Below are 25,773 nucleotides of genomic sequence, written 5' to 3' on the forward strand. Positions count from 1 at the left end.
TAAACGATGATAAATGGCGATAGTTAATCGCCATTTGCAAATAATTACCCTGTTTTTAGTGTTTTTTTGCTTGACTGACCCACTGCGGCAATAAGTTTAAAAAGTTATCAGTCGCTACTTTCTGCGCAGTTTCTTCGCTTAAGGCATCAAGAAAGGGGGTAAAACTCGCAAGGGTTTTCTCTAGGCTGCCAAACTTACCCACCAAATCGCTGCCCAGCACAAAGCGCTCAGGGTATTGCTCAACTAGCTGTACCCACTGTTCATTAGGCAACCCTGTTGACTGATCAATTAAATAAGGGTCAACCAAGCTCCACGACAGATCCAAGGTAAGATTTGGATAGTTAGCTAACAGCTTACTTAAGGTTTCAGGCAAAAACTCTAGCTGTTGTTGACGTCGATGAATCTCTAAGCTCGTACCTGCATGAGCCCAAATAAAACGTACTCGTGGATGATCCTTTAAGACTTGTTCCATTTCCGTTAAATAAATAGGTTCTGGCTCTCGCTTAGAGGTGATATTGGAGTGCAACAACACAGGCAGATCATACTCTTCAGCCACTCGATACACTTTATACATGGCCTCATTATTGGCCCGTGGGGTACGCCCAAGGGTCAGTGCAGTCACATCATCATGGCGTAAAAATACCTCGCCAATGCCTTGCCAAAACTTAGAATGAGTATCTAGTAAATTACGAATATGCTGAGCAGCATTTTTATCGCTAGGATTAAAGCCTGATAAAAAAGGATGTAACCGCTGTTGTTGCTTAGGCGGCAACTGCTGGATCGCTTCGGCTAGGATAAAATCAGTAGCACTGTACCAATACACATCGCCATCATCGCCAGCATAGTAACGCGGCTGTTTGGGCTCATCCTCATCCCACTTTTTAGCAACTGGAATGCCCGATAACATTGCTTGCTGCACCTTGGCTTGATCCATGGCGCTAAATAATTTGGCCATACCCTCGGTTTCTTGAAAAAAATCGAGATAATGCAAATGAGCATCGGTAAATTGATAGTCTCGGGCCCAGCTTTGGCCGCTTAATAACAAGCTACAGGTTAAAACTAGGGTACTTAGACTCGATTTGCGCATGGTCACTCCTACTGATTTCTGAAGTAGAGGTGACCATTAATTGCCGTAAAAGTTGGCCTTGAATAGCGACTTAGTAAGCGCGGAATGCCTGATGGCAAGATTCGCAGCTATCTTCTACCGCTTGCATCCGTTGCTTTAACGCACTGCTGATAATAGGCGTGGCTTGGGTTGATGCGACTAAGTTCGCAGTGGCCTGTTCCATTTCACGCGCCAGCTGTTTAAACTTTTCTTGCTGCTCCCAAACATCGGCTTTAGCTGAGCTTTTATCCGCTTCAGGCAATTCGGGAAAGTACTGCCAAGGCGTGCGTCCAAGCTGGTCTAAATGCGCAGCTTGCTCAATAAACAGCGCTTCATCGTAGGGAACTCGGCCGCGTAACATCCCCCCTAAGTTTTCACTGACATTCAACATTTCTTTGAAAATCGCTTTACGCTTACCAACCGGCGAGTTCGGGTCAATGCCACTATCGCAGGCGACTAACGCCGATACGCTAAGAGCCAATAGCCCTAACTTTAACTTCATGATTGCTCCCCATCTATTGGCTGACGTTGCCAAAGTGCGTAATAAACTTGTCCTGTATGTTTTTCTCGATGTAAGCGCCAGTGGCTCGGCAGCCCTGCTTGCGAAGGCGCTTGCTCACTTTCGGTATACACCCAAGCAGCAGCCGTTAACCATTGCTGCTGTTCTAGTAAATGACAGGCATCAGCCAACAGGTTTTGATGAAATGGCGGATCTAGCAGCACAATATCAAACGGCTGCGCAGGTGACTGCTGCAGCAATTGTAATGCATTCCCTAGGCGAACGGCAGCCTGGGTGCAACCTAAAACCTGTAAGTTTTGCTGCACATTAGTCACCGCTGGCGGATGCAAATCAAAGGCTAGACCACTGGCAGCCCCACGAGAAAGCCCCTCAAGAAATAACGCGCCACTGCCCACAAAAGGATCAAGTAAACGTGCACCTTCAATATAAGGCGCCAGCCAGTTATACAGCGTTTCCCGCACCCGATCGGGGGTGGGTCTTAAACCCGGTGCATCAGGAAAAGTTAAACGCCGTGAACGCCATTGCCCGCCAATAATTCTTAACTGTCCAGTCCCCGCAAAGCCATTCGTTTTAGCTTTGCCGGCTGGTTTTATTGTCCGCGCCATCAGTGCTGACGCTCACTAGTAGTTGATGAAGCACGCTCAACCGCTGGTGGTAATGGTTGTTGCGCCACCTTAGGACCTGCAGTAACAATCACCCACTGCTCTGGTTGTAAATGACGCTGCATTGCCTCGGTCACCTGTTCTACGGTCAATGCTTGTACCTCTTGGGTAAAGTCTTGCAACCAGGTTAGAGGTAAATCATAAAAACCAATGGCTCCCAACTGCCCTACCACGGCTGCATTATTAGCTGCAGTGAGGGGAAAACTGCCTACAATCTCTTGCTTAGCGTCCGCCAGTTCTTGTTCAGTAGGCCCATCCTGAACAAACGTTTGCACTATTTTTTGCACCAGTGTTTGTGTCGCCTCACTTAATTCAGCACGAGTTTGCACGTTAATTAAAAAAGGTCCTGCTGCTTGCATCGGAGTAAAGCCCGAGTAAATGCCATAGGTCAGCCCACGCTTTTCACGCACCTCTTCCATTAGCCGAGAACCAAATCCACCGCCACCTAAAATCTGATTCCCCACATATAAGGCTGCATAATCTGGATGTCCGCGTTCAATGCCAAGTTGTGCCATTAAAATATGGGTTTGACTGGAGGGATAAGTGATTTCTGTTTTACTCGCCACAGGTTTTATCGCAGATGCCGTTTTTTCTGCAGCGCGCCCCACTGGCAAGGCACTGGATACTTGCTCGGCAATGGCCTCTGCTTCGGCGCGGGTTAAATCGCCCACCAAGGCAATCTGTAAGTTTTTTGCGCTATAAAACTGCTGGTGAAATTGTTGTAACTGTTGGCGTGTCAAAGCGGCCACACTTTGCTCAGTACCTTCACTGGGGTGCCCATAGGGATGATCAGCATAGAGTTTTTGATACAGTGCCTTACTGGCTAAAGCCCCAGGATTTTGCTTTTGATAATCAAAGTTGGCCTGCATTTGATTCTTTAAACGCTGCAACTCAGCCTGTGGAAAACTTGGTTTACTTAAAACCTCGGTAAACAAATCCAAAGCCGGCTGCCTGATACTGGGCTGACTTAAGCTGCGCAAGCTCAAAACCGCCATATCGCGATAAGCCCCTTTACTGAAACTGGCTCCCAAATCCTCAAAGCCGGCAGCAATTTGATCAACGCTTTTGCTTTGTGTCCCCTCATCCAGCATGGCACTGGTCATTGCGGCCAATCCATACTGAGCACCATCTTTACTACTTCCAGCAGCGAATGTCAGGCGTAAATCAACCATCGGTAACTCTGGCGCCACCATAAATAGCACGCGACTGCCTGAACGAGTGGTCCATTGTTCAATTGCTAACTCCCGCGGCTGGGCAGCGGGCTGCTCCAACAACGCCAAGCTTTTAATCGCGCTATTACGGCTCATGGTCGAACTCTGAGCTTCGCTTGATGCGGTATGCTGACAGCCGCTGAGCATGACACTCATACTGAGCATTGCGAGTAACATTTTCCCCTTCACTGTGCTGCCTCCTGTGGATAAACATACGCCACGACCATGCGTGAGGGTTTAAAGAATTGTTTAGCTGCTTGCTGAATATCTGCTGGGGTGACTTGCTCTAACGCAGCCAAATCTTGATCCATCAAACGCCATGACAACCCCACTGTTTCTAGCTGGCCAATGGTCGTGGCCTGACTCGTAATTGAATCACGCTCAAATACTTCACTGGCAATCACCTGAGCTCTTACTCGAGCTAATTCTTCAGCACTGGGCGGCGTTGTTTGTAGACGCTGCAGCTGTTGCCAGAATCCCTGCTCTAGTTGCTCCAAAGTAACCCCCTTCTGGGTATTAGGTGTGCCCGATAGCGTAAATAAACTACTGCCACGAGTAAAAGGGTTATACCAGGCCGCCGCGCCAGCCACTAATTGCTGTTTACGCTCTAACTCTGTGGCCAAACGTGCACTGCTGCCGCCATCTAGTAGCGCAGCTAATAAGCGCAGAGCATGGGCTTGTTTAGCATCTTTGGCGGTGGCCAAACTGGGCACGTTAAAGCCCATCAGTAAGTTGGGTAACTGGGTTTTAAGCTGTAACGTCAAACGGCGCTCGCCAGGCTCATCTAACTCTAAGGGTAATTTAGCCGGTGGAATCTCCCGTGCCGGAATCGCTGCAAAATGCTTAGTCACTAAACGCTTAACTTCTGCTAGCTGCACATCACCAACAATCACCAAGGTGGCATTGTTGGGCGCATACCAACGGTCATGCCAATCGCGCATATCAGCAATGGTCATCCGGTTTAAGTCATGCATCCAACCAATCGTCGGAATACTGTAGCCACTGGCGGGATAAGCTAAAGCTTTAAAACGCTCATAAGCTAAGGATAACGGCCGATCATCAGTACGCATTCGCCGCTCTTCTTTGACTACCTCAATCTCGCGTACAAACTCATCCTCTGGCAATGTTAAACTGGCTAAACGATCAGCTTCTAGTTCAAGGGCAATCTCTAAACGATCACTCGCTAACACCTGGTAATAAGCTGTGTAATCATCGCTGGTAAAGGCATTTTCTTCAGCTCCGATCTCACGCAAAATACTCGATGACTCACCCGGCCCAAGCTTAGCACTGCCCTTAAACATCATGTGCTCTAAGGCATGGGCCAAACCGGTGCTGCCGGGAGTTTCATAACTAGAGCCCACCTTGTACCATAGCTGGCTTACCACTACTGGCGCTCGATGATCTTCGCGCACTATCACTTTGAGCCCATTGTCTAGGGCAAACTCATGGGTTGGTTGACTAGTCGCTGCGCTGACCATTAATGGCCAACTAAAACTACAGAGCGTTAGAACCGCAAGCTGCAGCTGTCGAAACACTTTTTTCATGGATAATCCTTATGCGTTCAGGGTTTTGCTTTAGCGTTCAAGCCTTAGAAAATGCTAACATAGCCGCCTTACAGACGATTGATTATGACTGAAGCACGCAGTTTTTCATCCAACTACGCAATAGCAGCTTGAGATAACGTAAACTTACGCTTAGTTCCAGCCTCTACTTACCGCTTGCTCAGTTACTTTGCTTTAATTTAGGAGCTTATTCACGTGGAAAAAAAGCCTGAAAAAAAAGGTTGGTTTAGAAGTTTATTCTCCAAAAAGAAGCCTGAAGTTGCTCCTGAAGCCGATCATATCAAATCCAATGAGGCGCAAGAAAACTCTGTTGCTGCAGACAAAGCAGAGTTAGTGCCTGACCCTGCACCAACAGAAGTAGCACCTATCTTAACTGAACAGCGCCTAGAGCCAGAGCCAGAGCCAGAGCCAGAGCCAGAGCCAGAGCCAGAGCCAGAGCCAGAGCCAGAGCCAGAGCCAGAGCCAGAGCCAGAGCCAGAGCCAGAGCCAGAGCCAGAGCCAGAGCCAGAGCCAGAGCCAGAGCCAGAGCCAGAGCCAGAGCCAATCAGTGTGCCGGCGGTGGCCGCCTCTGAGTCAAGCCCTGAAACCCCAGAGCTTGATAAAAATCTGGCCGGCCAAGATAAGCCAGGAGTTAAAAAAGTAGGCTGGTTTGCTCGCCTGCGTGCCGGTTTATCCAAAACCAGCTCCAGTATCGGCGAAGGTATGGCCAGCCTATTTTTAGGCAAAAAGGTTATTGATGATGATTTACTCGATGAGCTAGAAACACGTTTACTGATGGCCGATGTGGGGGTTGAAGCAACTACCACAATTATGCAAAACCTAACCCAACGGGTCAGTCGTAAAGAGCTCGCAGACAGCGAAGCCTTATATAAAGCCCTGCAACAAGAGCTGGCGAGCTTATTGCAGCCCGTCAGCAAGCCTTTAGTCATCGATAATCAAGCCGCTAACCCCTATGTGATTTTAGTGGTTGGGGTAAATGGCGTTGGTAAAACAACCACCATTGGTAAACTCGCTTCACGTCTACAAAAAGAAGGCAAAAAGGTGATGTTAGCCGCTGGCGATACCTTCCGTGCGGCTGCGGTTGAGCAATTACAAGTATGGGGCGAACGTAACCAAATTCCGGTCATTGCACAGCACACTGGTGCCGATTCTGCCTCGGTTATTTTTGACGCCGTACAAGCTGCCAAAGCCCGAGGCGCTGATGTACTGATTGCTGACACTGCCGGACGTTTACACACCAAAGACAACCTAATGGAAGAGCTCCGCAAAGTACACCGAGTGATCGGTAAACTCGATGCCAGTGCCCCCCATGAAGTTTTACTGGTGCTGGATGCGGGAACTGGCCAGAATGCCATCAATCAAACCAAGCAATTCCATGAGGCGGTCCCCCTCACCGGCTTAGCCTTAACCAAGCTAGACGGCACAGCCAAAGGGGGCGTAATTTTCGGACTCGCTAAACAATTTGAGATTCCCGTACGCTTTATCGGTGTTGGTGAGGGCATTGATGACCTCCGCGACTTTGTCGCCGATGACTTTGTACAGGCACTATTCGCTGAAAAAGAGGTGTCATGATTCGCTTTGAGCAAGTGGGGAAAAAATATCCCAATGGACATATTGGCTTACACGAGCTGACCTTTCGCGTTCGCAAAGGTGAGTTCGTGTTTGTGACAGGGCACTCAGGCGCAGGTAAAAGCACCATGTTACGCCTATTACTCGCGATGGAACGCCCCACTAGCGGCAAGTTATTGCTAGCTGGCCAAAACTTAGGGCAAATCACCCGATCTCAAATCCCTTTTTTACGCCGCCAAATTGGCGTGGTGTTTCAAAATCACCAATTATTATTTGATCGCAGTGTGTTTGATAACGTGGCCTTGCCGCTTCGTATCCTAGGATTAAGCCAAGCAGAAATTAATCAACGAGTCAGCCTAGCTTTAGAAAGAGTTAGCTTAAAAGAGAAGGCCTTGCAAGCACCAGCAGACTTATCCACAGGTCAGCAACAACGGGTGGGGATTGCACGGGCTATTGTGCATCAACCGGCATTATTGCTCGCTGATGAACCAACCGGAAACCTTGATCCACGCTTAGCAGCTGAAATCATGAGTGTTTTTGAAGATATTAATAAGCTAGGAACTACCGTGGTGATTGCCAGCCATGACTTAGCTCTAATTGCCCGCATGCGGCATCGCATGCTGACCTTACAACGTGGCCGTATTATTGGCGATGGAGAGGCATAATGAGCAGCCAAATCACCCCTGATCAACCAGGCGTACGGATTGGCGCCACCGCCAAACATGCGCAGCACTTTGAACCTGCCCAAGGCCCTCAAGGCTTTCGGCAACGCCTGGGCGCTTGGTTAATTACCCATAAAGCCAGCATTGCCGATAGCTTCAGCCGCTTAATTAAGCAGCCGATTGGCAGTTTTTTTACCTGTTTAGTCATGGCTATTACACTTAGCCTGCCTACCGGTTTAGCTTTATTGCTCGAAGGTATCAGTGAGTTAGGCGGCTCTTGGCAGAAAGCCGCGCAAATTTCTTTATTTTTAGACTTAGACATTACCTACCAACAAACCCAACAATTGCTACAAGATATCCAGCAACTACCTAGTGTCACCGAAGCCTTAGTTATTAGTCGTGAACAAGCCTTAACCGAACTGCAAAATTTGGCAGGACTGGGCGATGCCCTCAAAGAATTACCCAGCAACCCTTTACCCGATAGCATTTTAGTTACGCCCCATGCTCTTGATAAACAAGCCCTCGCTCAACTAGTTGAACTGTTGCAAGACATGCCCCTCGTGCAACTTGCCCAGCTAGATCTGGCATGGGTAGAACGCTTAAGTGCAATTTTAAGCTTAGGTCAGCATTTTATTTTTGGCTTAGCGTTACTTCTGGTATTAGCTTTGCTGCTGATTATTGGTAACACCATCCGCTTGCATATTGAAAATCGCCGTGCTGAGATCGAAGTGATCAATCTGGTAGGGGGTACTGATGGCTATGTGCGCCGCCCATTTTTATACATGGGAGCTTTTTATGGCTTATTTGGCGGAGTACTGGCGTGGTTAATTTTGCGCCTAGGTTTTTCTAAGCTCAACCAACCTGTGATTGAATTAGCTCAGCTGTATGGCAGTGATTTTAGCTTTCCAGGCCTTGGTTGGACTGATGCAGGTTTATTAGTGATGCTAGCTATTATGCTTGGTTATCTAGGCTCTTGGTTAGCTGTAGCCCGTCACTTGCGTGACTTACGCCCGCAATAAAGGCAGGCTAAACTGCTTATTGCTAGGCGTAAATAAACAATTAATACTTGAGTGATTTACTCTGAAATAAGTTGCAAAACACGGAACTTATCCACAGGCATAACTTCTAATAAGTTATGCTAAACTGCGTGCTGCAGTAATCACTGGAGGATCTGAATGAACACTACAACATCACTACAACCGGTGAATATTTTAAGCCCAGGCGCCAACCTAGAGGCTTACGTACATTCTGTAAACAGTATCCCGCTCTTAACTCTTGAGCAAGAACGTGATTTAGGCGAGCGCCTGTATTACCACGAAGACTTAGAAGCCGCGCGTCAACTGGTTATGTCGCACTTACGCTTTGTGGTGCACATTGCCCGTAGTTACTCAGGTTATGGCTTAGCTCAAAGCGATTTAATCCAAGAAGGTAACGTCGGTTTAATGAAAGCGGTCAAACGCTTTAATCCAGAAAAAGGGGTACGCTTGGTATCTTTTGCTGTGCACTGGATTCGTGCGGAAATTCATGAGTTTGTGCTGCGTAACTGGCGCATTGTTAAAGTAGCCACCACTAAAGCTCAACGTAAGTTATTTTTTAATTTACGCAGCCAAAAGAAACGTTTGTCTTGGCTAAATAATGATGAAGTGAATGGCATCGCTGAGTCTTTAGGCGTTGAAGCCCGAGAAGTACGCGAAATGGAAAGCCGCTTAACTGGAGCAGATATGTCATTTGATCCTGCAGTGGATGAATCAGATGATGATCACACTTTCTATGCACCTGCCACTTATCTAGAAGACGATCGCTATGATCCAGCTCGCCAGCTGGAAATGTCTGACGCCACTGATAATGCCAATAACGCACTCTATGATGCTTTAGAAAGCTTAGATGAGCGTAGCCGTGACATTGTACAGCAGCGCTGGTTAGCCGAAGAAAAAGCCACTTTGCATCAGCTAGCTGATCAGTATGGCGTTTCTGCAGAACGGATTCGTCAACTAGAAAAAAATGCCATGAACAAAATCAAAGCAGCCATTGCCGCCTAAGCGTTGCTGTTTTGAACAGCACGTTAGGTTTTGTTCAAGCCAATACAGCAACGCCCGATACTCATCGGGCGTTTTTTATTGTCTAACCACCAACTAACCTAAACTTAAGAAGAACAACATAAAGAAAGGCGCCAGTACGGTTAAAATTAAACCACTGATAATCGCTGTAGGCACATAATGGTAATCACAGGCTTTACGTACAAAAGGCAAAGTAGTATCCATCGCCGTAGCTCCGCAGACGCCAATACTGCTGTTGGCATAGTTACGCCCTAGTAAAAACACTACCGTTAGCCCAATCAGCTCACGCATTAAGTCATTTAACAGAGCAACACTGCCATAAGCCTCGCCTAAATACTGCCCAGCTAAAGCGCCCGATAAACTAAACCAACCAAACCCTGTGCTTAAGGCAAGAGCAGTGGTTAAGCGTTCACCCGTTAACCAACTCAGTAGCACCCCGGCCAATAATGAGCCAACAATCACCAATAAGGGAATGACTAACACGCGTGGCGCTAGCCATGCACGACTGATGCTGACTTGGGCTAAATCCATACCAATCAATAACAATAATAGGTACAGCCAATAACTGATATTAAATGCCAGCTGTCCGATTGGACCGCTGTGCCACTGTAAACGATAAAAAAAAGCCCCACAAAGCACGAGGCCAAAGGCGATTAAACACTCCTTAATCGGATACCACAGCGCTTGCCAAGTGTTATCAATTGCTCCAACTCCCGCTCGCTTACGATTGAGTGGCCAAATTAAAATAAACACTACCAAACTAATGGTGAAAGCATAAATAGCAGCATGCTTTAACGTACTTAAGCCGCTTTTGAGCGAACTAAAAGCTTCGCCTGACTCAAGTCCAATCACAAATAAAATACCCCATACCACTGGGGTAATACCTTGGCTCAGCCAAGTAATCTGGGCTTTGTTTAAATATTTACCTAAACCATAACCAAGCACTAAGGCCAGCAAAATAGGTAAGACCGAAGAACTAATATTGGATAAAACACTGAGCACAATAAACCTTCATCAAATAACCTGCCCCCTGCTCCAATAGAAAAAGGCTCTTACGAGCCTTGTTCTACTACCTATTTACCTTTACGAGCGCGGTGATTTTACCGCCTCTGGAAACTGCATCTCTTGATAGGCCACAAAGCGAGTTTTTTTGGTTAGCTTATAACCCGCCCAAATCACTAAGAAAATAATGATGCCAATATAGGTCGCAATAAACTCACCCCAAACAATATTGCCTTGACGAAAGTTATCGTAATACTGGCCAAGAGTAATAATTAAACACAAGCCAAAGGCAAAAATAGGACCATAAGGGAAAAAACTCGACTGATACGGCAAATCGTTTAAATTACGACCTTGGGCAACATAACCTTTACGAAAGCGATAATGACTAACCGCAATCCCTAACCAAGCAATAAAGCCAGTCATCCCTGAGGCATTCAATAGCCATAAATACACGGTATTTTCACCGTAGATGTAGCTTAAAAAGCACAGCGCTGCAATTAGCGTTGTTGCATACAAGGCATTACGGGGTACACCTGAGCTCGAGAGCTTAGCAAACACTTTAGGTGCCTTACCTTCTTTGGCCAGCGCAAATAGCATACGGGTTGATGCATACATCCCTGAGCTACCCGCCGATAACACCGCTGTTAAAATCACCGCATTCATTAACGCGGCAGCAAAGGCTAAGCCTGCATTCTCAAAGACTAGGGTAAAAGGACTAACGCTAATATCACTGATTTCATTGCTTAATAAGCGGGGCGAGTTATAGGGAATAATTAAGCTGATAACCAAAATTGCAAAGATATAGAACAGCAAAATTCGCCAAAACACTTTGCGCACTGCGCTTGGAATATTTTTAGCTGGATCCGCTGACTCACCTGCAGCAATACCTATCAGTTCAGTTCCCTGAAACGAAAAGCCCACATACATCGCCACCCCAATCATCGCTGGCAAACCACCAACAAAAGGCGCATCACCAATAAACCAGTTCCCCCATCCCTTAGACTGGGCTAAGGCTTCGCCCCCATTGAGAATGCCAAAAATCATCAATGTACCGGTAATGATAAAGATAATTACCGTGGCCACTTTGATTAGTGAGAACCAATACTCAGCCTCACCAAAGCCTTTAACCGACACATAGTTAAGTAAGAAAATAATACTTAAAAAAATGGCACTCCAAATCCAACCAGACACATCGGGAAACCAGTAACTCATCACCAGCTGTGCAGCCACTAAGTCAACAGCCACCGTTACTGCCCAGTTGTACCAATAGTTCCAACCTAAAGCGAAACCAAATCCTGGATCAACATAGCGTGCACCATAGGTGGCGAAGGAGCCCGATACTGGCATATACGCCGCTAACTCGCCTAAGCTGGTCATCAAGAAGTACACCATTAATCCAATTAAGGCGTAGGACAGCAAGGCTCCGCCTGGGCCTGCTTCGGCAATGGTCGCGCCCGAAGCAACAAATAACCCAGTTCCAATCGACCCCCCAATGGCAATCATCGCCAAATGGCGAGATTTAAGGTCTCGACGTAATTCGGGCTGTTTTGCCGCCGTCGAAGATGTATATGTGTTTGACATAAAGCTCTCAGTAATTATCGTTTCAGCTGGGCGAAGATATTAGCCATAGCGGCATCTCCACGTGCTGTGTTTTCTTCTGCCGTGATCTCTTTGGTTCCTTCCCAGTCGAGATCTTCTTCTGGTAGTTCATATAAAAAACGGCTAGGTTGACACTCGACCACTTCACCATACTGCTTGCGCTTACTGGCGTAAGTGAAACTTAGCTGCTCCCTTGCCCGAGTAATTCCGACGTATGCTAAACGTCTTTCTTCCTCAATAGTATCGGCCTCGATACTGTTTTTATGGGGCAGCAACTCTTCTTCCATGCCCATAATATAAACAAAGGGAAATTCTAACCCTTTCGAAGCATGTAAAGTCATCATTTGTACACCATCTGCGCCATCTTGCTCTTCTTCTTGGCGTTCTAACATGTCTCTTAAGACTAGTTTTGCAATCGCCTCTTCAAAGGTGGTTTGTCCTTCTTCATCACGCTCTAAAGTGGTTTGAATCGAGTCAATTAAAAACCACACATTACTCATACGATAGGCGGCAGCTTTTTCACTGGAGCTGTTTTGGTTAATCCAGCCTTCGTAATCAATATCAGCTACTAACTCTTTTAAAGCAGTGATCGGATCTTCAGCATAACAACGCTCCCGCACCCGATCCATGTACTGCTTAAAGCGACTTAAACGCTCGACATAACGAGGGGCTAAATGCGCCTCTAAGCCCATTTCATCGCAGACACTGTACAAGGGCTTATCACGCTGCGCGGCATAATGACTAAGTTTTTCTAAAGTGCTAGAGCCAATTTCGCGGCGCGGTACATTAATCACCCGCAAAAATGCGTTATCGTCATCGGGATTAATTAATAGCCGAAAATAAGACATCAAATCCCGCACTTCTTGACGGGCAAAAAAACTGGTGCCACCGGATAAACGATAAGGGATTTTGTGGACTTGAAGCTTTAGCTCCATCAATTTGGCTTGATGATTGCCACGATACAAAATGGCAAACTTATTGTAGGCATGGCCAAAGCGTAAATGTTGCGACAGAATCTCCATCGCAATCCGTTCGGCTTCTGCATCTTCATTACGGCACTTGAGTACCCGAATTTTTTCACCAAAGCCCATGTCGCTCCATAATTGCTTAGTAAACACATGGGGGTTATTGCTAATAATCTGGTTAGCGGCTTTAAGAATGCGCCCAGTCGAGCGGTAATTTTGCTCCAACATAATGACTTTTAGCGCTGGAAAATCTTCCTTTAATAGCATTAAGTTTTCTGGCCGCGCTCCACGCCAGGCATAGATCGACTGATCATCATCACCTACTACCGTAAACTGTCCCCGTTCTTGCACCAGTAATTTAACCAGTAAATACTGACTGGCGTTGGTGTCTTGGTATTCATCCACCAGCATATAACGCACCCTAGCGCGCCATTTTTCTAAAACTTCTGGATGTTGCTGAAATAACTTAACTGGCTGTAAAATTAAGTCATCAAAATCTACCGCGTTATAGGCTTTTAAAGTCCGCTGGTAATGCGTATAGATCGTGGCTGCCGTCATTTCTTGAGGGTTACGCGCATTCAATAACGCCTGATCTGGCAGAACAAGATCATTTTTCCACTGGCTAATCTGTGCCTTTACCGTATCTACGCCATCATCGCCTGAGTACTCTTTGTGCATGATGTCAGTTAACAACCCTTTCACATCAGCATCATCAAAAATCGAGAAGCCCGATTTATAGCCGAGCACCTGATGCTCACGTCGAATAATGTTTAAGCCTAGATTATGAAAGGTCGATACCGTTAAGCCCGCACCTTCTCGTCCACGCAATAAACTGCTGACCCGCTCTTTCATTTCACGGGCAGCTTTATTGGTAAAGGTGACAGCTACAATATGGCGTGCCGAATAGCCGCACTGCTGAATTAAATAAGCAATTTTTCGGGTGATTACACTGGTTTTACCTGATCCGGCGCCAGCCAATACTAATAACGGGCCACCAATGTAATGCACCGCCTCTTGCTGACGGGGATTAAGTTTGGCCATAGGTCTAAACACTCTCTGTAAGCACTGACTCAACTAGAAATAATTAAGCGCTCCGTAGAGCGCTTAATATTAACAAGCGATTATAGGTTATCGAACCACATGTAAGAAGTGCATATGCTGTTCGTACTGATCAATGATGTCGTCAATCACTTCATCTTTCGACCACCCCATCACATCATAGTCTTGTCCACCTTCACGTAGATGCACCTCAGCCCGGAAGTATTTTTTCTCTTCCTGCTCCTCATCGGTTTCTACCACAAAGCTTGGCTGTAAGTACGCCCGCGGACGTACAATATACACAAAGTTCACTTCACCGCCGTGCTGTACTTCAAACAGGACTTTTTTATCCTCTCGGCACTCCACCGATACTTCTAACCCTTGTTTGCGTAGTTCCACGGCCACCTCTTCACACGCCGGCACCACCACTTCATCAATAAAGCGATTCACATGGGCCCGCCGTGGAAACATGGCCATACTACGAATCCGGCGCTGCCAATCACCGGCATGTTTTACTTGGCGGGAAGAACCACTTTGATGACGCAATTCACGCTTAGTGGAGTCCAATCGCACAGCTTTAAACAAACCCCACATCGAAACCAGCAAAATCACCGAAAAGGGTAAAGCACTGGCAATTGTGGCCGTTTGAAGTGCCTCTAATCCCCCGCTCATTAACAAGGTGATCGCCACCACCCCAGTAGACGAGGCCCAGAAGATACGCTGCCACAGAGGAGTAATACTTTTGCCGCCCGAAGCCAACATATCAATCACTAACGAACCCGAGTCCGCTGAGGTGACAAAGAACAACACCACCATCAGCACCGCAATTAAGGACAATAGAGTAGAAAATGGGAAATGCTCTAAAAAGGCAAAGAGCGCAATTGAGGTGTCTTGATTAACCGCATCGGCCAAGCTACGCAATCCATCTTGCATAATCATATGAATCGCGGTGTCACCAAACACAGTCATCCACAATAAGGTAAAGCCGGTTGGAACAAATAAAACCCCTGTTACAAACTCACGAATGGTTCGACCACGAGATACACGGGCAATAAACATACCGACAAAAGGTGACCAAGATAACCACCAGCCCCAGTACAACAATGTCCAACCACCAATCCAGTCGGTCGGCTCGTAGGCAAATAGGTTAAAGGTTTTATTCACAATATCGGATAAATAAGCACCGGTATTTTGCACAAAGGTCTTTAGCAAAAAGACTGTGGGCCCTAACACCAATATCAGTAACAGCAAAATCACCGCCAAGGAAAGGTTTAGCTCAGACAGGCGACGAATTCCTTTATCCAATCCCGTAGCAACTGATAAAGTCGCCAGCGCAGTAATTGAGATAATCAAAATCACTTGGGGGGTCACGCCAACTGGTAAACCAAACAGGTAGTTAAACCCAGTATTAATTTGCAAAACACCGTAGCCTAAAGAGGTAGCGACCCCAAATACGGTTCCTAAGATGGCAAAGATATCCACTGCATGCCCAATCGGGCCATAAATACGATCACCAATCAGTGGATATAGTGCTGAGCGTAAAGTGAGGGGTAAATTATGGCGATAACAGAAAAATGCCAAAATTAACGCCACAATTGCGTAAATTCCCCAGGCATGTAAACCCCAGTGGAAAAACGTTAACTTCAGCGCTTCTTTCGCTGCTTCAACGGTTTGCGGATCACCGACAGGGGGCGCAATAAAGTGCATCACCGGCTCAGCAACCCCAAAGAACATCAAACCAATCCCCATACCAGCGGAAAACAGCATGGCGAACCATGTAGTGTTTTTGTATTCCGGCTGACTATGATCTGGGCCCAGTTTTAAATCGCCATAGCGACTCACGGCCAAAAATACGGTAGCAATCAAAATAATCGCCACGGCTAATACATAAAACCAGCTGGCGTTATCCATAATCCACGTTTGCACCACCCCAAAAAAGGCTTTGACCTGTTCTGGCAATACGCTGGCAAATACCACTAACAAGGCAATTAATAAGGCTGAGCCAAAAAATACCGGTGGATTAATCGTGGATTTAGCTCGCTGAGAACTGTCCATAAATGCTCCAGAGTTTGCTGAAAAAATCGATTCTAGCATAGGCCGATTTGATTCAATAAATTACTCTTTTGCGTAGATTTACCGCTATCAGCTGAATTTTAAGGATAAAAAAAGCAGGTGGTTAAACCTGCTTTTAGTCTGGCTGGCTTTAGCCCTTATTCATCGCGCTTAAAAATCGCAGGCTTTTCACGACGATTACGCCGATCCAGTTGCTCTAGTTGTTCTAAACTCGGTAAGCGCTCGCCTTTACGAATAATTAAAGGTTTTGGCGTCACCGGCTCTGCCGCTGGGTAATTACGTGGCTCTGAGCGGGAATAACCGCTAGCCGGATAGCTTGGCGTATGTAACCCACGCTGCGCATTACGGCCTTTATAACCAGTAGCTCTGGGCTTTTGGGCGCGAGGGGCGGCAATTGGGGTACCGCCTACCGTGGTTTTTACTGCCGCCGGCGTATTACGTCCTTTAGAGTTACGCTTAGCCGGTGTTTTTTTACCAGCCTCACCACGTCCACCGGCAGTCGTTGCTTGGTATCCACGTGTATTGCGCTGACTGGCTGTCGTTCGGCCTTGATAAGGACTGACGTAATCGACACGGTTACCAAAGTTATCAATCTCATCATCGAGAAATACTTCTGGATCACGATTTGCCGGTACTTGTGGCGCAGCAGTGCGGCGATTATTACGCGGCTGTGAGCCACGTGCGGTACGTGGTGCTTGGCGCTCATTCGAAGTACGTGCAGATTTACGTGGAGTATTCACTTCACTGGCTGATTCAGTGGTGGCAGGTACGGCTTTTTGCGTATCGGCTAAGCCTTTAGCTTCGGCAATCGCAGAAGCTTTAGGTCGACCACGGCGCGCTGCTCCAGTTGCTGTTTTTTCATTGCGCTCATTTTGCTGCCTGCGTCCACGTGCCGTTGGATGGTTAGAACGCCGACCACGGGCTTTACGCTCGTCATCGTTGCTTTCGGCCACTTCTTCTGCTGGTAACTGCTCAGGACTAAAGCCCATTAAATCGCCCTCAGCAATCGTTTGCGCAGTGATCCGCTCAATGTTTTTCAGTAACCGCACCTCATTGGGCGCCACTAAAGATACGGCATGCCCTGCTCGACCCGCACGACCAGTACGCCCAATTCGATGAACATAGTCTTCTTCAACGTTGGGTAACTCAAAGTTAACCACATAAGGAAGCTGATCAATATCTAAACCACGGGCAGCAATATCGGTAGCCACTAATACGCGTAGATTATTGTCTTTAAAGTCGGCCAAGGCACGGGTTCGGGCATTTTGACTTTTATTACCGTGAATCGCAGCTGCTGGTAAACCATTTTTGCTTAAGTATTCAGCTAAACGATTGGCCCCGTGTTTGGTACGGGTAAAAACTAAAACTTGTTCCCAAGCTCCCAAAGTAATTAAGTGGGCCAGCAACGCACGCTTTTGTTGCGCGGGAATACGATAAACAAACTGCTCAATCCGCTCCACCGTGGTATTGGGTGGTGTGACCTCAATGCGCTCTGGGTTATGTAATAAGCGAGATGCTAGATCAGTAATATCTTTCGAGAAGGTCGCAGAAAATAGCAGATTTTGCCGCTGCTTGGGTAACTTGGCTAAAACCTTTTTCACATCATGGATAAAGCCCATATCCAACATTCTGTCAGCTTCATCTAAGACTAAGATTTCAACAGCGGATAAATCAATTTTCTGCTGATTTTCCAAATCCAATAAGCGGCCAGGGCACGCCACTAATACATCGACCCCACGTGCTACTGCTTTAATCTGCGGAGCCATACCGACTCCGCCAAAAATACAGGCGCTAACAAAGGGTAATTCGGTGGCATACAGTTTAAAACTATCATGCACCTGAGCGGCTAACTCACGAGTAGGAGCTAACACTAAGACCCGTGGCTGTTTACGCACATGGCGCTGCTCACGATCAGGTTGACCGTTAGGGAACAGCTGCTCTAATACTGGCAAAGCAAAGCCACCCGTTTTTCCGGTACCAGTCTGTGCAGCTACCATTAAATCGCGGCCATTAAGTACAGCGGGAATTGCTTTTTGCTGTACGGGAGTTGGCTGGCTATAACCGGCTGCATGCACAGCCTTAACCAGCGCCTCAGATAATCCGAGGGTTGCAAATGACATGGAGTCTTCCTGTGGTCGGCGACCCGCCGACTTTGGGGCGCGAAATTCTAAGGTAAAACATAAACTAAAGTTTTCTCACCAACAGTGCCCTGCGCTAGGCACTGTTCTGAGTGACGATGTTTTACAAATAAATACTAAGTTATGGCTTAGTTGAAAGATTTAAATTATCCCAAATTGCCAAACTTGGCTCGGCTTGGTTAAGCGTATAGAAGTGTAGGCTAGGCGCCCCACCGGCTAACAATTGCTCACACATTGAAGTAATGACTTCGGTACCGAATGCTTGGATACTTTGAGAATCATCCCCGTAAGCTTCGAGTTGCTTACGAATCCAACGTGGTAACTCTGCACCACAAGCATCAGAGAATCGCGCGAGCTTACTATAGTTAGTAATAGGCATGATGCCGGGGATAATAGGAATTTCGACCCCCAGTTTACGCACTCGCTCAACAAAATAAAAGTAGCAATCCGCGTTAAAGAAATATTGAGTGATGGCGCTGTTCGCTCCGGCCTCTACTTTTCGCACAAAATTCTGTAAATCCTCTTCAAAATTACGTGCCTGTGGATGCATTTCAGGATAGGCAGCCACTTCTAAAATAAACTGCTCACCAGTTTCTTGGCGAATAAATTCAATCAGCTCATTGGCATAACGTAATTCACTACTAGCCATCCCCATCCCTGAAGGTAAGTCACCACGTAAGGCAACAATTCGCTCAATGCCTTGGGTTTGATAGAAGGCTAATAGCTCTTTAAGCTCGGCTTTCGTATCACCTACACAAGATAAGTGCGGAGCCGTCGAAACCTGGGTGGTTTGCTTGAGCCCTAACACAGTTTCAATGGTGCGATCACGGGTAGAACCACCGGCTCCATAAGTACAAGAGAAAAAATGCGGATTACGGCTAGCCAATTGCTCTGCGGCAGCCATTAATTTTAAGTGCCCCACTTCAGTTTTAGTTGGGAAAAACTCGAAGCTACATCTTGGCGTTGTATTCATTGGATATCCTTATAGCAGGCTTATGCCTTTACGCTATCAATTTTAAAAATTTAGGAATATAGAAAGTAAAACGCCATTACTAGGTAATGGCGTTTGTCTCACTTAATAACGATAAGTATCGGGTTTAAAGGGCCCCGCCACCGGTACCCCAATATAATCGGCTTGGGTTTTGGTCAATTGTGTAATCACTCCACCAAAACCTTTAACCATTTCTAGCGCTACCTCTTCGTCGAGTTTTTTCGGTAACACTTCAACGGTCAACAGAGCAGCTTGTTGCTCTGCGCTTAAATCAGCGTACTTTTGCTCAAATAAGTGAATTTGTCCCAGCACCTGGTTAGCAAATGAACCATCCATAATCCGGCTTGGGTGACCAGTGGCATTACCCAAGTTAACTAAGCGGCCTTCAGCTAAGAGGATTAGATAATCATCGTTCTGTGGATCAAAGCCATCTTTACCGGTACGGTGTATTTTGTGTACCTGCGGTTTAACTTCTTCCCAAGCCCAGTTTTCACGCATGAAAGCAGTGTCAATTTCGTTGTCAAAGTGACCTATATTACAAACAATTGCACGTTTTTTTAGTGCTTTTAACATACCGGCATCACATACATTGACGTTACCAGTAGTGGTTACGATCAGATCAATTTTGCCCAACAGTGCCTGATCAATTGAAGCATCAGTGCCATCATTAATGCCATCAAGGTATGGAGAAACCAACTCAAAACCATCCATACAGGCTTGCATTGCACAAATAGGATCAACTTCAGTGACTTTAACAATCATGCCTTCTTGACGTAAGGATTGCGCCGAGCCTTTACCCACATCACCATAACCAATAACTAAGGCTTGTTTACCTGATAATAAATGGTCGGTACCGCGCTTGATCGCATCATTTAAGCTATGACGGCAACCATATTTGTTGTCGTTCTTACTTTTAGTCACCGCATCATTAACGTTAATGGCTGGAACTTTTAACGTACCTTTTTTCAGCATCTCTAATAAACGATGCACGCCAGTGGTGGTTTCCTCTGTAATACCATGAACGTTAGCCAGCACTTCTGGGTATTTTTCATGCAAAATCGCGGTTAAATCACCACCATCATCCAACACCATATTGGCATCCCAAGGCTGCCCAGCTTTATTAATGGTTTGCTCAATGCACCAAACGTACTCTTCTTCAGTTTCACCTTTCCAGGCAAAGACTGGAATGCCTGCCGCTGCAATAGCAGCCGCTGCTTGATCTTGAGTAGAGAAAATATTGCAGCTGGACCAACGTACTTCAGCGCCTAAGGCTACCAGCGTTTCGATTAACACTGCCGTTTGGATGGTCATATGGATACAGCCAAGAATTTTTGCACCTTTTAATGGCTGAGATGCAGCATATTTATTACGTAAGCCCATTAAAGCTGGCATCTCTGACTCAGCAATAATAATTTCTTTACGGCCCCACTCAGCAAGGGAAATATCGGCCACTTTAAAATCGGTAAAACCATTAGGAGCAACAGCGCTCATAGGAGAGTCTCCATTCGTCATTTAATTAATCTTCGCGAATGGGCGCCGTTTGAACGAGGCTGTAGCGTTACAGCGTGCCATTACGAGCCTGACAGAAACTTCTGCTGCAGCGCCCCTCGTAATAGGAAAATAGCTAATAGCTGTAAGAGATTATACCTCATCAAAGCGCTTTGTTAATCTGCTTATGTTACATATAGCCGAACCATGCTTTTACTGCCCTTCAATGGAGGTATTTATGACCCTTGCTTACTGGTGTGTGCTAATCGTTATGCTGCTGCCCTTAATTGCAGCAGCCTCAGCTAAACTTCTGGGTAAAATGCCCGCAAGCGATAATCACGATCCCCGTGCTTTTTTAGATCAAGTTACGGGTAAAGCCAAACGTGCCAATAATGCGCAGCTAAATAGCCATGAAATTGCGCCCTTTTTTGCAGCGGCCATCATTATTGCTCAGCAAATTGGCCAAATGGCGCAAAGCACAATTGATGTGCTTGCTATTAGTTTTGTGATTAGCCGAGTTTTATATTTAATTGCCTATATTGCTGACTGGGCAAGCCTTCGCTCATTAATTTGGCTAGCAGGATTAGGCCTATTAATTAGCCTATTTATGCTCAGCGCTTAAAGCAAAACGCCCAGCGCAATGTTTACGCAGGGCGTTTGTATTGCAGCTAGCTAATCACGCTATAGAACCAAGGTAAACCTAAGGCTAGCAGTACACTGATCGCCAGTCCTAACCCTGCCTTAGCCGCATCACTACGTACAATTTTAGCCGTGTCATGCACTGATGGATTAAACATGTGCATAGCAATCGCAAACTCTCGACCTGCCAGCAAGCCTAGGAATACCCAAGTAGTACTCATTGGCATATTGCTCCACTCTTTAAATACCAATAAAACTAAGGCATAGATAAAGTCGATAATAGTCGCTGCACGGATATCACGGGTACCGGTTTTACTAGTAACAATTCTTTGAATCGCTCCCCCGCTATGATAAAAGATCACTCCTAACAGAGCGACAAAGGTCACCACAGCAAAAATCATCCAATCAGCAGTCACTTGGCGAGGTGCATAAACAAAAATATTGGCTAAGTCTTGAATTAACCACTGGCTCCATAAAAAAGCGGTAGCAAGCCACTGTAAAATGATCCAATAACCAGGAGCAGGTTGTCCTGCGGTACGATCAAAGTGCTCAGTTAAGCCTCGAATAACAAAACGAAATAACAAAATAGCCACTACAAAAGCAACCGCATAGCCCATTAATGACTTAACTAACATTGAACCTAGGTTACTTGGTGCAAAAATGGTGAGTACTAAAAAAGTGGTACTCACCGGAATTGAAAAACGAGTCAGAATCAAAATAACGATCGGTGGGACGATGTACAGCCAGGTTAATCCTTCTTCTGGAAAAGGAATTTTCTCTAAACGTCCATAGGAAGCATCACCCGTAGTTGAGCTATACCAACCGTAGAGCAGTACTACCACCAGTACTGAACTGGCAAACAACCAAAGAATCCACCAGGGCCTATTGCTATTAGAAGAAATAAAGGTTCCTAGGGTTTGAATCGCATCGTTGGCAATAATTGAATAGGCCGCCAGCATGAAGCCTACAACCATGTAAATCTCAAGCATCGTTTCACCTAATAGTCGATAGTTAATAGAACTGCAGCTATTAAGGTAAATTCAGATGACAGCTTGATGTCACTACAAACCAATACAACTTAGATAAGAAACAACGACTATCACAGCAACTAGCGTTTAGTGGTTAAAGAAGGAAAAACAGGCAAAAAAAATCCCCTGTCGCGATGTGCGTACAGGGGATTTTTGTTTGGCGCTTGACGATGACCTACTCTCACATGGGGAAACCCCACACTACCATCGGCGATACATCGTTTCACTACTGAGTTCGGGAAGGGATCAGGTGGTTCCAACGCTCTATGGTCGTCAAGCAATTCTTTAGAAGGTCCGTTGTGGGCTGGGCAATTGTGCCTCGGCTTAGTCGTGCCTTCGAATTAGGTATGTAATAGTAGTTGATTCGGTGTTTTGAGTTCAACTAAATTTTCGTTGTTTTGGTATCAACCAAACCCAAATTGTTTGGGTGTTATATGGTCAAGCCTCACGGGCAATTAGTATTGGTTAGCTCAACGCCTCACAGCGCTTACACACCCAACCTATCAACGTCGTAGTCTTCGACGGCCCTTTAGGGGATTCAAGATCCCAGTGAGATCTCATCTTGAGGCACGCTTCCCGCTTAGATGCTTTCAGCGGTTATCGTTTCCGAACATAGCTACCCGGCAATGCCACTGGCGTGACAACCGGAACACCAGAGGTTCGTCCACTCCGGTCCTCTCGTACTAGGAGCAGCCCCTCTCAAATCTCAAACGTCCACGGCAGATAGGGACCGAACTGTCTCACGACGTTCTAAACCCAGCTCGCGTACCACTTTAAATGGCGAACAGCCATACCCTTGGGACCGGCTTCAGCCCCAGGATGTGATGAGCCGACATCGAGGTGCCAAACACCGCCGTCGATATGAACTCTTGGGCGGTATCAGCCTGTTATCCCCGGAGTACCTTTTATCCGTTGAGCGATGGCCCTTCCATACAGAACCACCGGATCACTAAGACCTACTTTCGTACCTGCTCGACTTGTTGGTCTCGCAGTTAAGCGCGCTTTTGCCTTTATACTCTTAGACCGATTTCCGACCGGCCCGAGCGCACCTTCGTACTCCTCCGTTACTCTTTAGGAGGAGACCGCCCCAGTCAAACTACCCACCATACACTGTCTTCGATCCGGCTTACGGACCTGAGTTAGAACCTCAAAGTTGCCAGGGTGGTATTTCAAGGATGGCTCCACTGCAACTGGCGTCACAGTTTCAAAGCCTCCCACCTATCCTACACAAACAACTTCAAAGTCCAGTGCAAAGCTATAGTAAAGGTTCACGGGGTCTTTCCGTCTTGCCGCGGATACACTGCATCTTCACAGCGATTTCAATTTCACTGAGTCTCGGGTGGAGACAGCGCCGCCATCGTTACGCCATTCGTGCAGGTCGGAACTTACCCGACAAGGAATTTCGCTACCTTAGGACCGTTATAGTTACGGCCGCCGTTTACCGGGGCTTCGATCAAGAGCTTCGCTTGCGCTAACCCCATCAATTAACCTTCCGGCACCGGGCAGGCGTCAGACCCTATACGTCCACTTTCGTGTTTGCAGAGTCCTGTGTTTTTAATAAACAGTCGCAGCGGCCTGGTATCTTCGACCAGCCAGAGCTTACGGAGCAAGTCCTTCACCCTAGCCGGCGCACCTTCTCCCGAAGTTACGGTGCCATTTTGCCTAGTTCCTTCACCCGAGTTCTCTCAAGCGCCTTGGTATTCTCTACCCGACCACCTGTGTCGGTTTGGGGTACGGTTCCTAACTATCTGAAGCTTAGAAGATTTTCTTGGAAGCATGGCATCAACCACTTCATCCTCATAAGAGGACTCGTCATCAGCTCTCGGCTTTAAGATCCCGGATTTGCCTAAGATCTCAGCCTACTGCCTTAAACACGGACAACCAACGCCGCGCTGGCCTAGCCTTCTCCGTCTCTCCATCGCAATAGTTAGAAGTACAGGAATATTAACCTGTTTCCCATCGATTACACTTCTCAGTCTCACCTTAGGGGCCGACTCACCCTGCGTCGATTAACGTGGCGCAGGAAACCTTGGTCTTTCGGCGTGGAAGTTTTTCACTCCCATTATCGTTACTCATGTCAGCATTCGCACTTCTGATACCTCCAGCAAGCTTCTCAACTCACCTTCACAGGCTTACAGAACGCTCCTCTACCGCACACTCAAAAGAGTGCACCCGTAGCTTCGGTGTATGGTTTGAGCCCCGTTACATCTTCCGCGCAGGCCGACTCGACTAGTGAGCTATTACGCTTTCTTTAAAGGGTGGCTGCTTCTAAGCCAACCTCCTAGCTGTCTAAGCCTTCCCACATCGTTTCCCACTTAACCATAACTTTGGGACCTTAGCTGACGGTCTGGGTTGTTTCCCTTTCCACGACGGACGTTAGCACCCGCCGTGTGTCTCCCATGCTCGCACTTGCTGGTATTCGGAGTTTGCATCGGGTTGGTAAGTCGAGATGACCCCCTAGCCGAAACAGTGCTCTACCCCCAGCAGTGATACATGAGGCGCTACCTAAATAGCTTTCGAGGAGAACCAGCTATCTCCGGACTTGATTAGCCTTTCACTCCGATCCACAGGTCATCCCCTAATTTTTCAACATTAGTGGGTTCGGTCCTCCAGTTAGTGTTACCCAACCTTCAACCTGCCCATGGATAGATCGTCCGGTTTCGGGTCTATACCCAGCGACTATTCGCCCTATTAAGACTCGCTTTCGCTACGCCTTCCCTATTCGGTTAAGCTTGCCACTGAATATAAGTCGCTGACCCATTATACAAAAGGTACGCAGTCACAGAACAAAGTCTGCTCCTACTGCTTGTACGCATACGGTTTCAGGTTCTATTTCACTCCCCTCTCCGGGGTTCTTTTCGCCTTTCCCTCACGGTACTGGTTCACTATCGGTCAGTCAGTAGTATTTAGCCTTGGAGGATGGTCCCCCCATATTCAGACAAAGTTTCTCGTGCTCCGTCCTACTCGATTTCACTTCTATAACGTTTTCGTATACAGGACTATCACCTACTATGGTCACGTTTCCCACCGTGTTTTACTAACGTTAAAGAAGCTTAAGGGCTGGTCCCCGTTCGCTCGCCACTACTAAGGGAATCTCAATTGATTTCTTTTCCTCCGGGTACTTAGATGTTTCAGTTCCCCGGGTTCGCCTCTTGCACCTATGTATTCAGTACAAGATACCTAACTTATGTTAGGTGGGTTTCCCCATTCAGAGATCTCCGGATCAAAGGTTATTTGCCACCTCCCCGAAGCTTATCGCAGGCTATCACGTCTTTCATCGCCTCTGACTGCCAAGGCATCCGCCGTATGCGCTTATTCACTTGACCATATAACCCCAAACAATCTGCTTCACAGCGATTATTCAAAGTCAGTCGTGAATGGTTTGATACTTTCGCCGAAAATTCGCTTGAACTCGCAAATTTTACCTTAGCCTAATCATTACCAGTGAAAGTAATGAATTAGTC

The 25,773-nt window shown here is 46.8% G+C and carries 18 protein-coding genes, 2 rRNA genes and 1 riboswitch; of the genes, 5 read left to right on the forward strand and 15 right to left on the reverse strand.

All coding sequences use genetic code 11. From position 1 onward, the window contains the following. Positions 1-55 precede the first annotated feature (55 nt). From AC2T15_RS11615 to AC2T15_RS11635, 5 genes are all read right to left on the reverse strand, one after another. Positions 56-1,087, reverse strand: coding sequence for an amidohydrolase family protein (locus AC2T15_RS11615; RefSeq protein ID WP_486778374.1), 1,032 nt, complete (start codon positions 1,085-1,087; stop codon positions 56-58). Positions 1,088-1,157: 70 nt separating this feature from the next. Further along, a complete protein-coding gene (locus AC2T15_RS11620) occupies positions 1,158-1,607 on the reverse strand; it encodes a c-type cytochrome (protein ID WP_486778375.1) in 450 nt (149 codons plus the stop codon). Continuing rightward, positions 1,604-2,230 (reverse strand): 16S rRNA (guanine(966)-N(2))-methyltransferase RsmD, encoded by a 627-nt coding sequence (rsmD, locus tag AC2T15_RS11625; protein WP_486778376.1) that lies wholly within the window; start codon positions 2,228-2,230, stop codon positions 1,604-1,606. Before rsmD ends, AC2T15_RS11620 begins: the two co-directional genes overlap by 4 nt. Next, positions 2,230-3,675 (reverse strand): M16 family metallopeptidase, encoded by a 1,446-nt coding sequence (locus AC2T15_RS11630; RefSeq protein ID WP_486778377.1) that lies wholly within the window; start codon positions 3,673-3,675, stop codon positions 2,230-2,232. The genes rsmD and AC2T15_RS11630 overlap by 1 nt, the downstream gene beginning before the upstream one ends. Positions 3,676-3,683: 8 nt before the next feature. After that, on the reverse strand, positions 3,684-5,042 hold the full coding sequence (locus AC2T15_RS11635; RefSeq protein WP_486778378.1) for a M16 family metallopeptidase: 1,359 nt from the start codon (positions 5,040-5,042) through the stop codon (positions 3,684-3,686). A 213-nt stretch (positions 5,043-5,255) separates the two neighbouring features. On the opposite strand from AC2T15_RS11635, the gene ftsY reads away from it, so the two are divergent. The 4 genes from ftsY (at position 5,256) to rpoH (ending at position 9,330) form a co-directional block, all read left to right on the forward strand. Further along, entirely contained in the window at positions 5,256-6,632 is a 1,377-nt protein-coding gene (ftsY, locus tag AC2T15_RS11640; protein ID WP_486778379.1) for a signal recognition particle-docking protein FtsY, read from the forward strand. Then, positions 6,629-7,294, forward strand: a complete 666-nt coding sequence (gene ftsE, locus AC2T15_RS11645) for a cell division ATP-binding protein FtsE (protein WP_053106136.1) — start codon at positions 6,629-6,631, stop codon at positions 7,292-7,294. The genes ftsY and ftsE overlap by 4 nt, the downstream gene beginning before the upstream one ends. Then, positions 7,294-8,310: a permease-like cell division protein FtsX gene (gene ftsX, locus AC2T15_RS11650; protein ID WP_486778380.1), complete on the forward strand. Its 1,017-nt coding sequence runs from the start codon at positions 7,294-7,296 to the stop codon at positions 8,308-8,310. The genes ftsE and ftsX overlap by 1 nt, the downstream gene beginning before the upstream one ends. A gap of 156 nt (positions 8,311-8,466) precedes the next feature. Further along, on the forward strand, positions 8,467-9,330 hold the full coding sequence (rpoH, locus tag AC2T15_RS11655) for an RNA polymerase sigma factor RpoH (protein WP_053100747.1): 864 nt from the start codon (positions 8,467-8,469) through the stop codon (positions 9,328-9,330). 93 nt (positions 9,331-9,423) lie between these two features. Here rpoH and AC2T15_RS11660 read toward each other — a convergent pair whose 3' ends face one another. The 7 genes from AC2T15_RS11660 to ahcY form a co-directional block, all read right to left on the reverse strand. Beyond that, positions 9,424-10,350, reverse strand: coding sequence for a LysO family transporter (locus AC2T15_RS11660; protein WP_053106134.1), 927 nt, complete (start codon positions 10,348-10,350; stop codon positions 9,424-9,426). 81 nt (positions 10,351-10,431) lie between these two features. Continuing rightward, positions 10,432-11,931 carry an amino acid permease gene (locus tag AC2T15_RS11665; protein ID WP_486778381.1) on the reverse strand — a complete coding sequence of 500 codons (1,500 nt, stop codon included), beginning with the start codon at positions 11,929-11,931 and terminating at the stop codon, positions 10,432-10,434. Between the two features lie 14 nt (positions 11,932-11,945). After that, positions 11,946-13,955 carry a DNA helicase Rep gene (gene rep / locus AC2T15_RS11670; protein ID WP_053100750.1) on the reverse strand — a complete coding sequence of 670 codons (2,010 nt, stop codon included), beginning with the start codon at positions 13,953-13,955 and terminating at the stop codon, positions 11,946-11,948. An 87-nt stretch (positions 13,956-14,042) separates the two neighbouring features. Further along, positions 14,043-16,007 carry a BCCT family transporter gene (locus tag AC2T15_RS11675; protein WP_486778382.1) on the reverse strand — a complete coding sequence of 655 codons (1,965 nt, stop codon included), beginning with the start codon at positions 16,005-16,007 and terminating at the stop codon, positions 14,043-14,045. 155 nt (positions 16,008-16,162) lie between these two features. Beyond that, complete coding sequence (rhlE2, locus tag AC2T15_RS11680) at positions 16,163-18,145, reverse strand: RNA helicase RhlE2 (RefSeq protein WP_286594429.1); 1,983 nt, start codon at positions 18,143-18,145, stop codon at positions 16,163-16,165. Between the two features lie 139 nt (positions 18,146-18,284). Continuing rightward, positions 18,285-19,136, reverse strand: coding sequence for a methylenetetrahydrofolate reductase [NAD(P)H] (gene metF / locus AC2T15_RS11685; RefSeq protein WP_053100753.1), 852 nt, complete (start codon positions 19,134-19,136; stop codon positions 18,285-18,287). Between the two features lie 102 nt (positions 19,137-19,238). Next, positions 19,239-20,645, reverse strand: coding sequence for an adenosylhomocysteinase (gene ahcY / locus AC2T15_RS11690; RefSeq protein WP_486778383.1), 1,407 nt, complete (start codon positions 20,643-20,645; stop codon positions 19,239-19,241). A gap of 33 nt (positions 20,646-20,678) precedes the next feature. Continuing rightward, positions 20,679-20,769: riboswitch (S-adenosyl-L-homocysteine riboswitch) on the reverse strand. Positions 20,770-20,880: 111 nt separating this feature from the next. Between ahcY and AC2T15_RS11695 the strand changes: the two genes are divergently transcribed. Next, positions 20,881-21,264: an MAPEG family protein gene (locus AC2T15_RS11695; RefSeq protein ID WP_486778384.1), complete on the forward strand. Its 384-nt coding sequence runs from the start codon at positions 20,881-20,883 to the stop codon at positions 21,262-21,264. Between the two features lie 46 nt (positions 21,265-21,310). On the opposite strand, the gene AC2T15_RS11700 is transcribed toward AC2T15_RS11695, so the two are convergent. From AC2T15_RS11700 to AC2T15_RS11710, 3 genes are all read right to left on the reverse strand, one after another. Further along, entirely contained in the window at positions 21,311-22,270 is a 960-nt protein-coding gene (locus tag AC2T15_RS11700) for a hypothetical protein (protein ID WP_053100756.1), read from the reverse strand. Positions 22,271-22,471: 201 nt separating this feature from the next. Beyond that, a 5S ribosomal RNA gene (gene rrf / locus AC2T15_RS11705) occupies positions 22,472-22,587 on the reverse strand. 156 nt (positions 22,588-22,743) lie between these two features. Further along, positions 22,744-25,635, reverse strand: a 23S ribosomal RNA gene (locus tag AC2T15_RS11710). Between the last annotated feature and the right edge of the window lie 138 nt (positions 25,636-25,773).

The sequence above is a fragment of the Thiopseudomonas sp. SA1F2-1K genome (genome assembly GCF_057443035.1).

Excerpts from the sequence above, each read along its gene's own strand:
- AC2T15_RS11695 (WP_486778384.1), top strand. The coding sequence starts at position 20,881 with ATGACCCTTGCTTACTGGTGTGTGCTAATCGTTATGCTGCTGCCCTTA.
- AC2T15_RS11630 (WP_486778377.1), bottom strand. The coding sequence starts at position 3,675 with ATGTTACTCGCAATGCTCAGTATGAGTGTCATGCTCAGCGGCTGTCAG.
- AC2T15_RS11615 (WP_486778374.1), bottom strand. The coding sequence starts at position 1,087 with ATGCGCAAATCGAGTCTAAGTACCCTAGTTTTAACCTGTAGCTTGTTA.
- rep (WP_053100750.1), bottom strand. The coding sequence starts at position 13,955 with ATGGCCAAACTTAATCCCCGTCAGCAAGAGGCGGTGCATTACATTGGT.
- ftsX (WP_486778380.1), top strand. The coding sequence starts at position 7,294 with ATGAGCAGCCAAATCACCCCTGATCAACCAGGCGTACGGATTGGCGCC.
- metF (WP_053100753.1), bottom strand. The coding sequence starts at position 19,136 with ATGAATACAACGCCAAGATGTAGCTTCGAGTTTTTCCCAACTAAAACT.
- rhlE2 (WP_286594429.1), bottom strand. The coding sequence starts at position 18,145 with ATGTCATTTGCAACCCTCGGATTATCTGAGGCGCTGGTTAAGGCTGTG.
- rpoH (WP_053100747.1), top strand. The coding sequence starts at position 8,467 with ATGAACACTACAACATCACTACAACCGGTGAATATTTTAAGCCCAGGC.
- rsmD (WP_486778376.1), bottom strand. The coding sequence starts at position 2,230 with ATGGCGCGGACAATAAAACCAGCCGGCAAAGCTAAAACGAATGGCTTT.
- AC2T15_RS11700 (WP_053100756.1), bottom strand. The coding sequence starts at position 22,270 with ATGCTTGAGATTTACATGGTTGTAGGCTTCATGCTGGCGGCCTATTCA.
- AC2T15_RS11665 (WP_486778381.1), bottom strand. The coding sequence starts at position 11,931 with ATGTCAAACACATATACATCTTCGACGGCGGCAAAACAGCCCGAATTA.
- ftsE (WP_053106136.1), top strand. The coding sequence starts at position 6,629 with ATGATTCGCTTTGAGCAAGTGGGGAAAAAATATCCCAATGGACATATT.
- ahcY (WP_486778383.1), bottom strand. The coding sequence starts at position 20,645 with ATGAGCGCTGTTGCTCCTAATGGTTTTACCGATTTTAAAGTGGCCGAT.
- AC2T15_RS11635 (WP_486778378.1), bottom strand. The coding sequence starts at position 5,042 with ATGAAAAAAGTGTTTCGACAGCTGCAGCTTGCGGTTCTAACGCTCTGT.
- AC2T15_RS11620 (WP_486778375.1), bottom strand. The coding sequence starts at position 1,607 with ATGAAGTTAAAGTTAGGGCTATTGGCTCTTAGCGTATCGGCGTTAGTC.
- AC2T15_RS11675 (WP_486778382.1), bottom strand. The coding sequence starts at position 16,007 with ATGGACAGTTCTCAGCGAGCTAAATCCACGATTAATCCACCGGTATTT.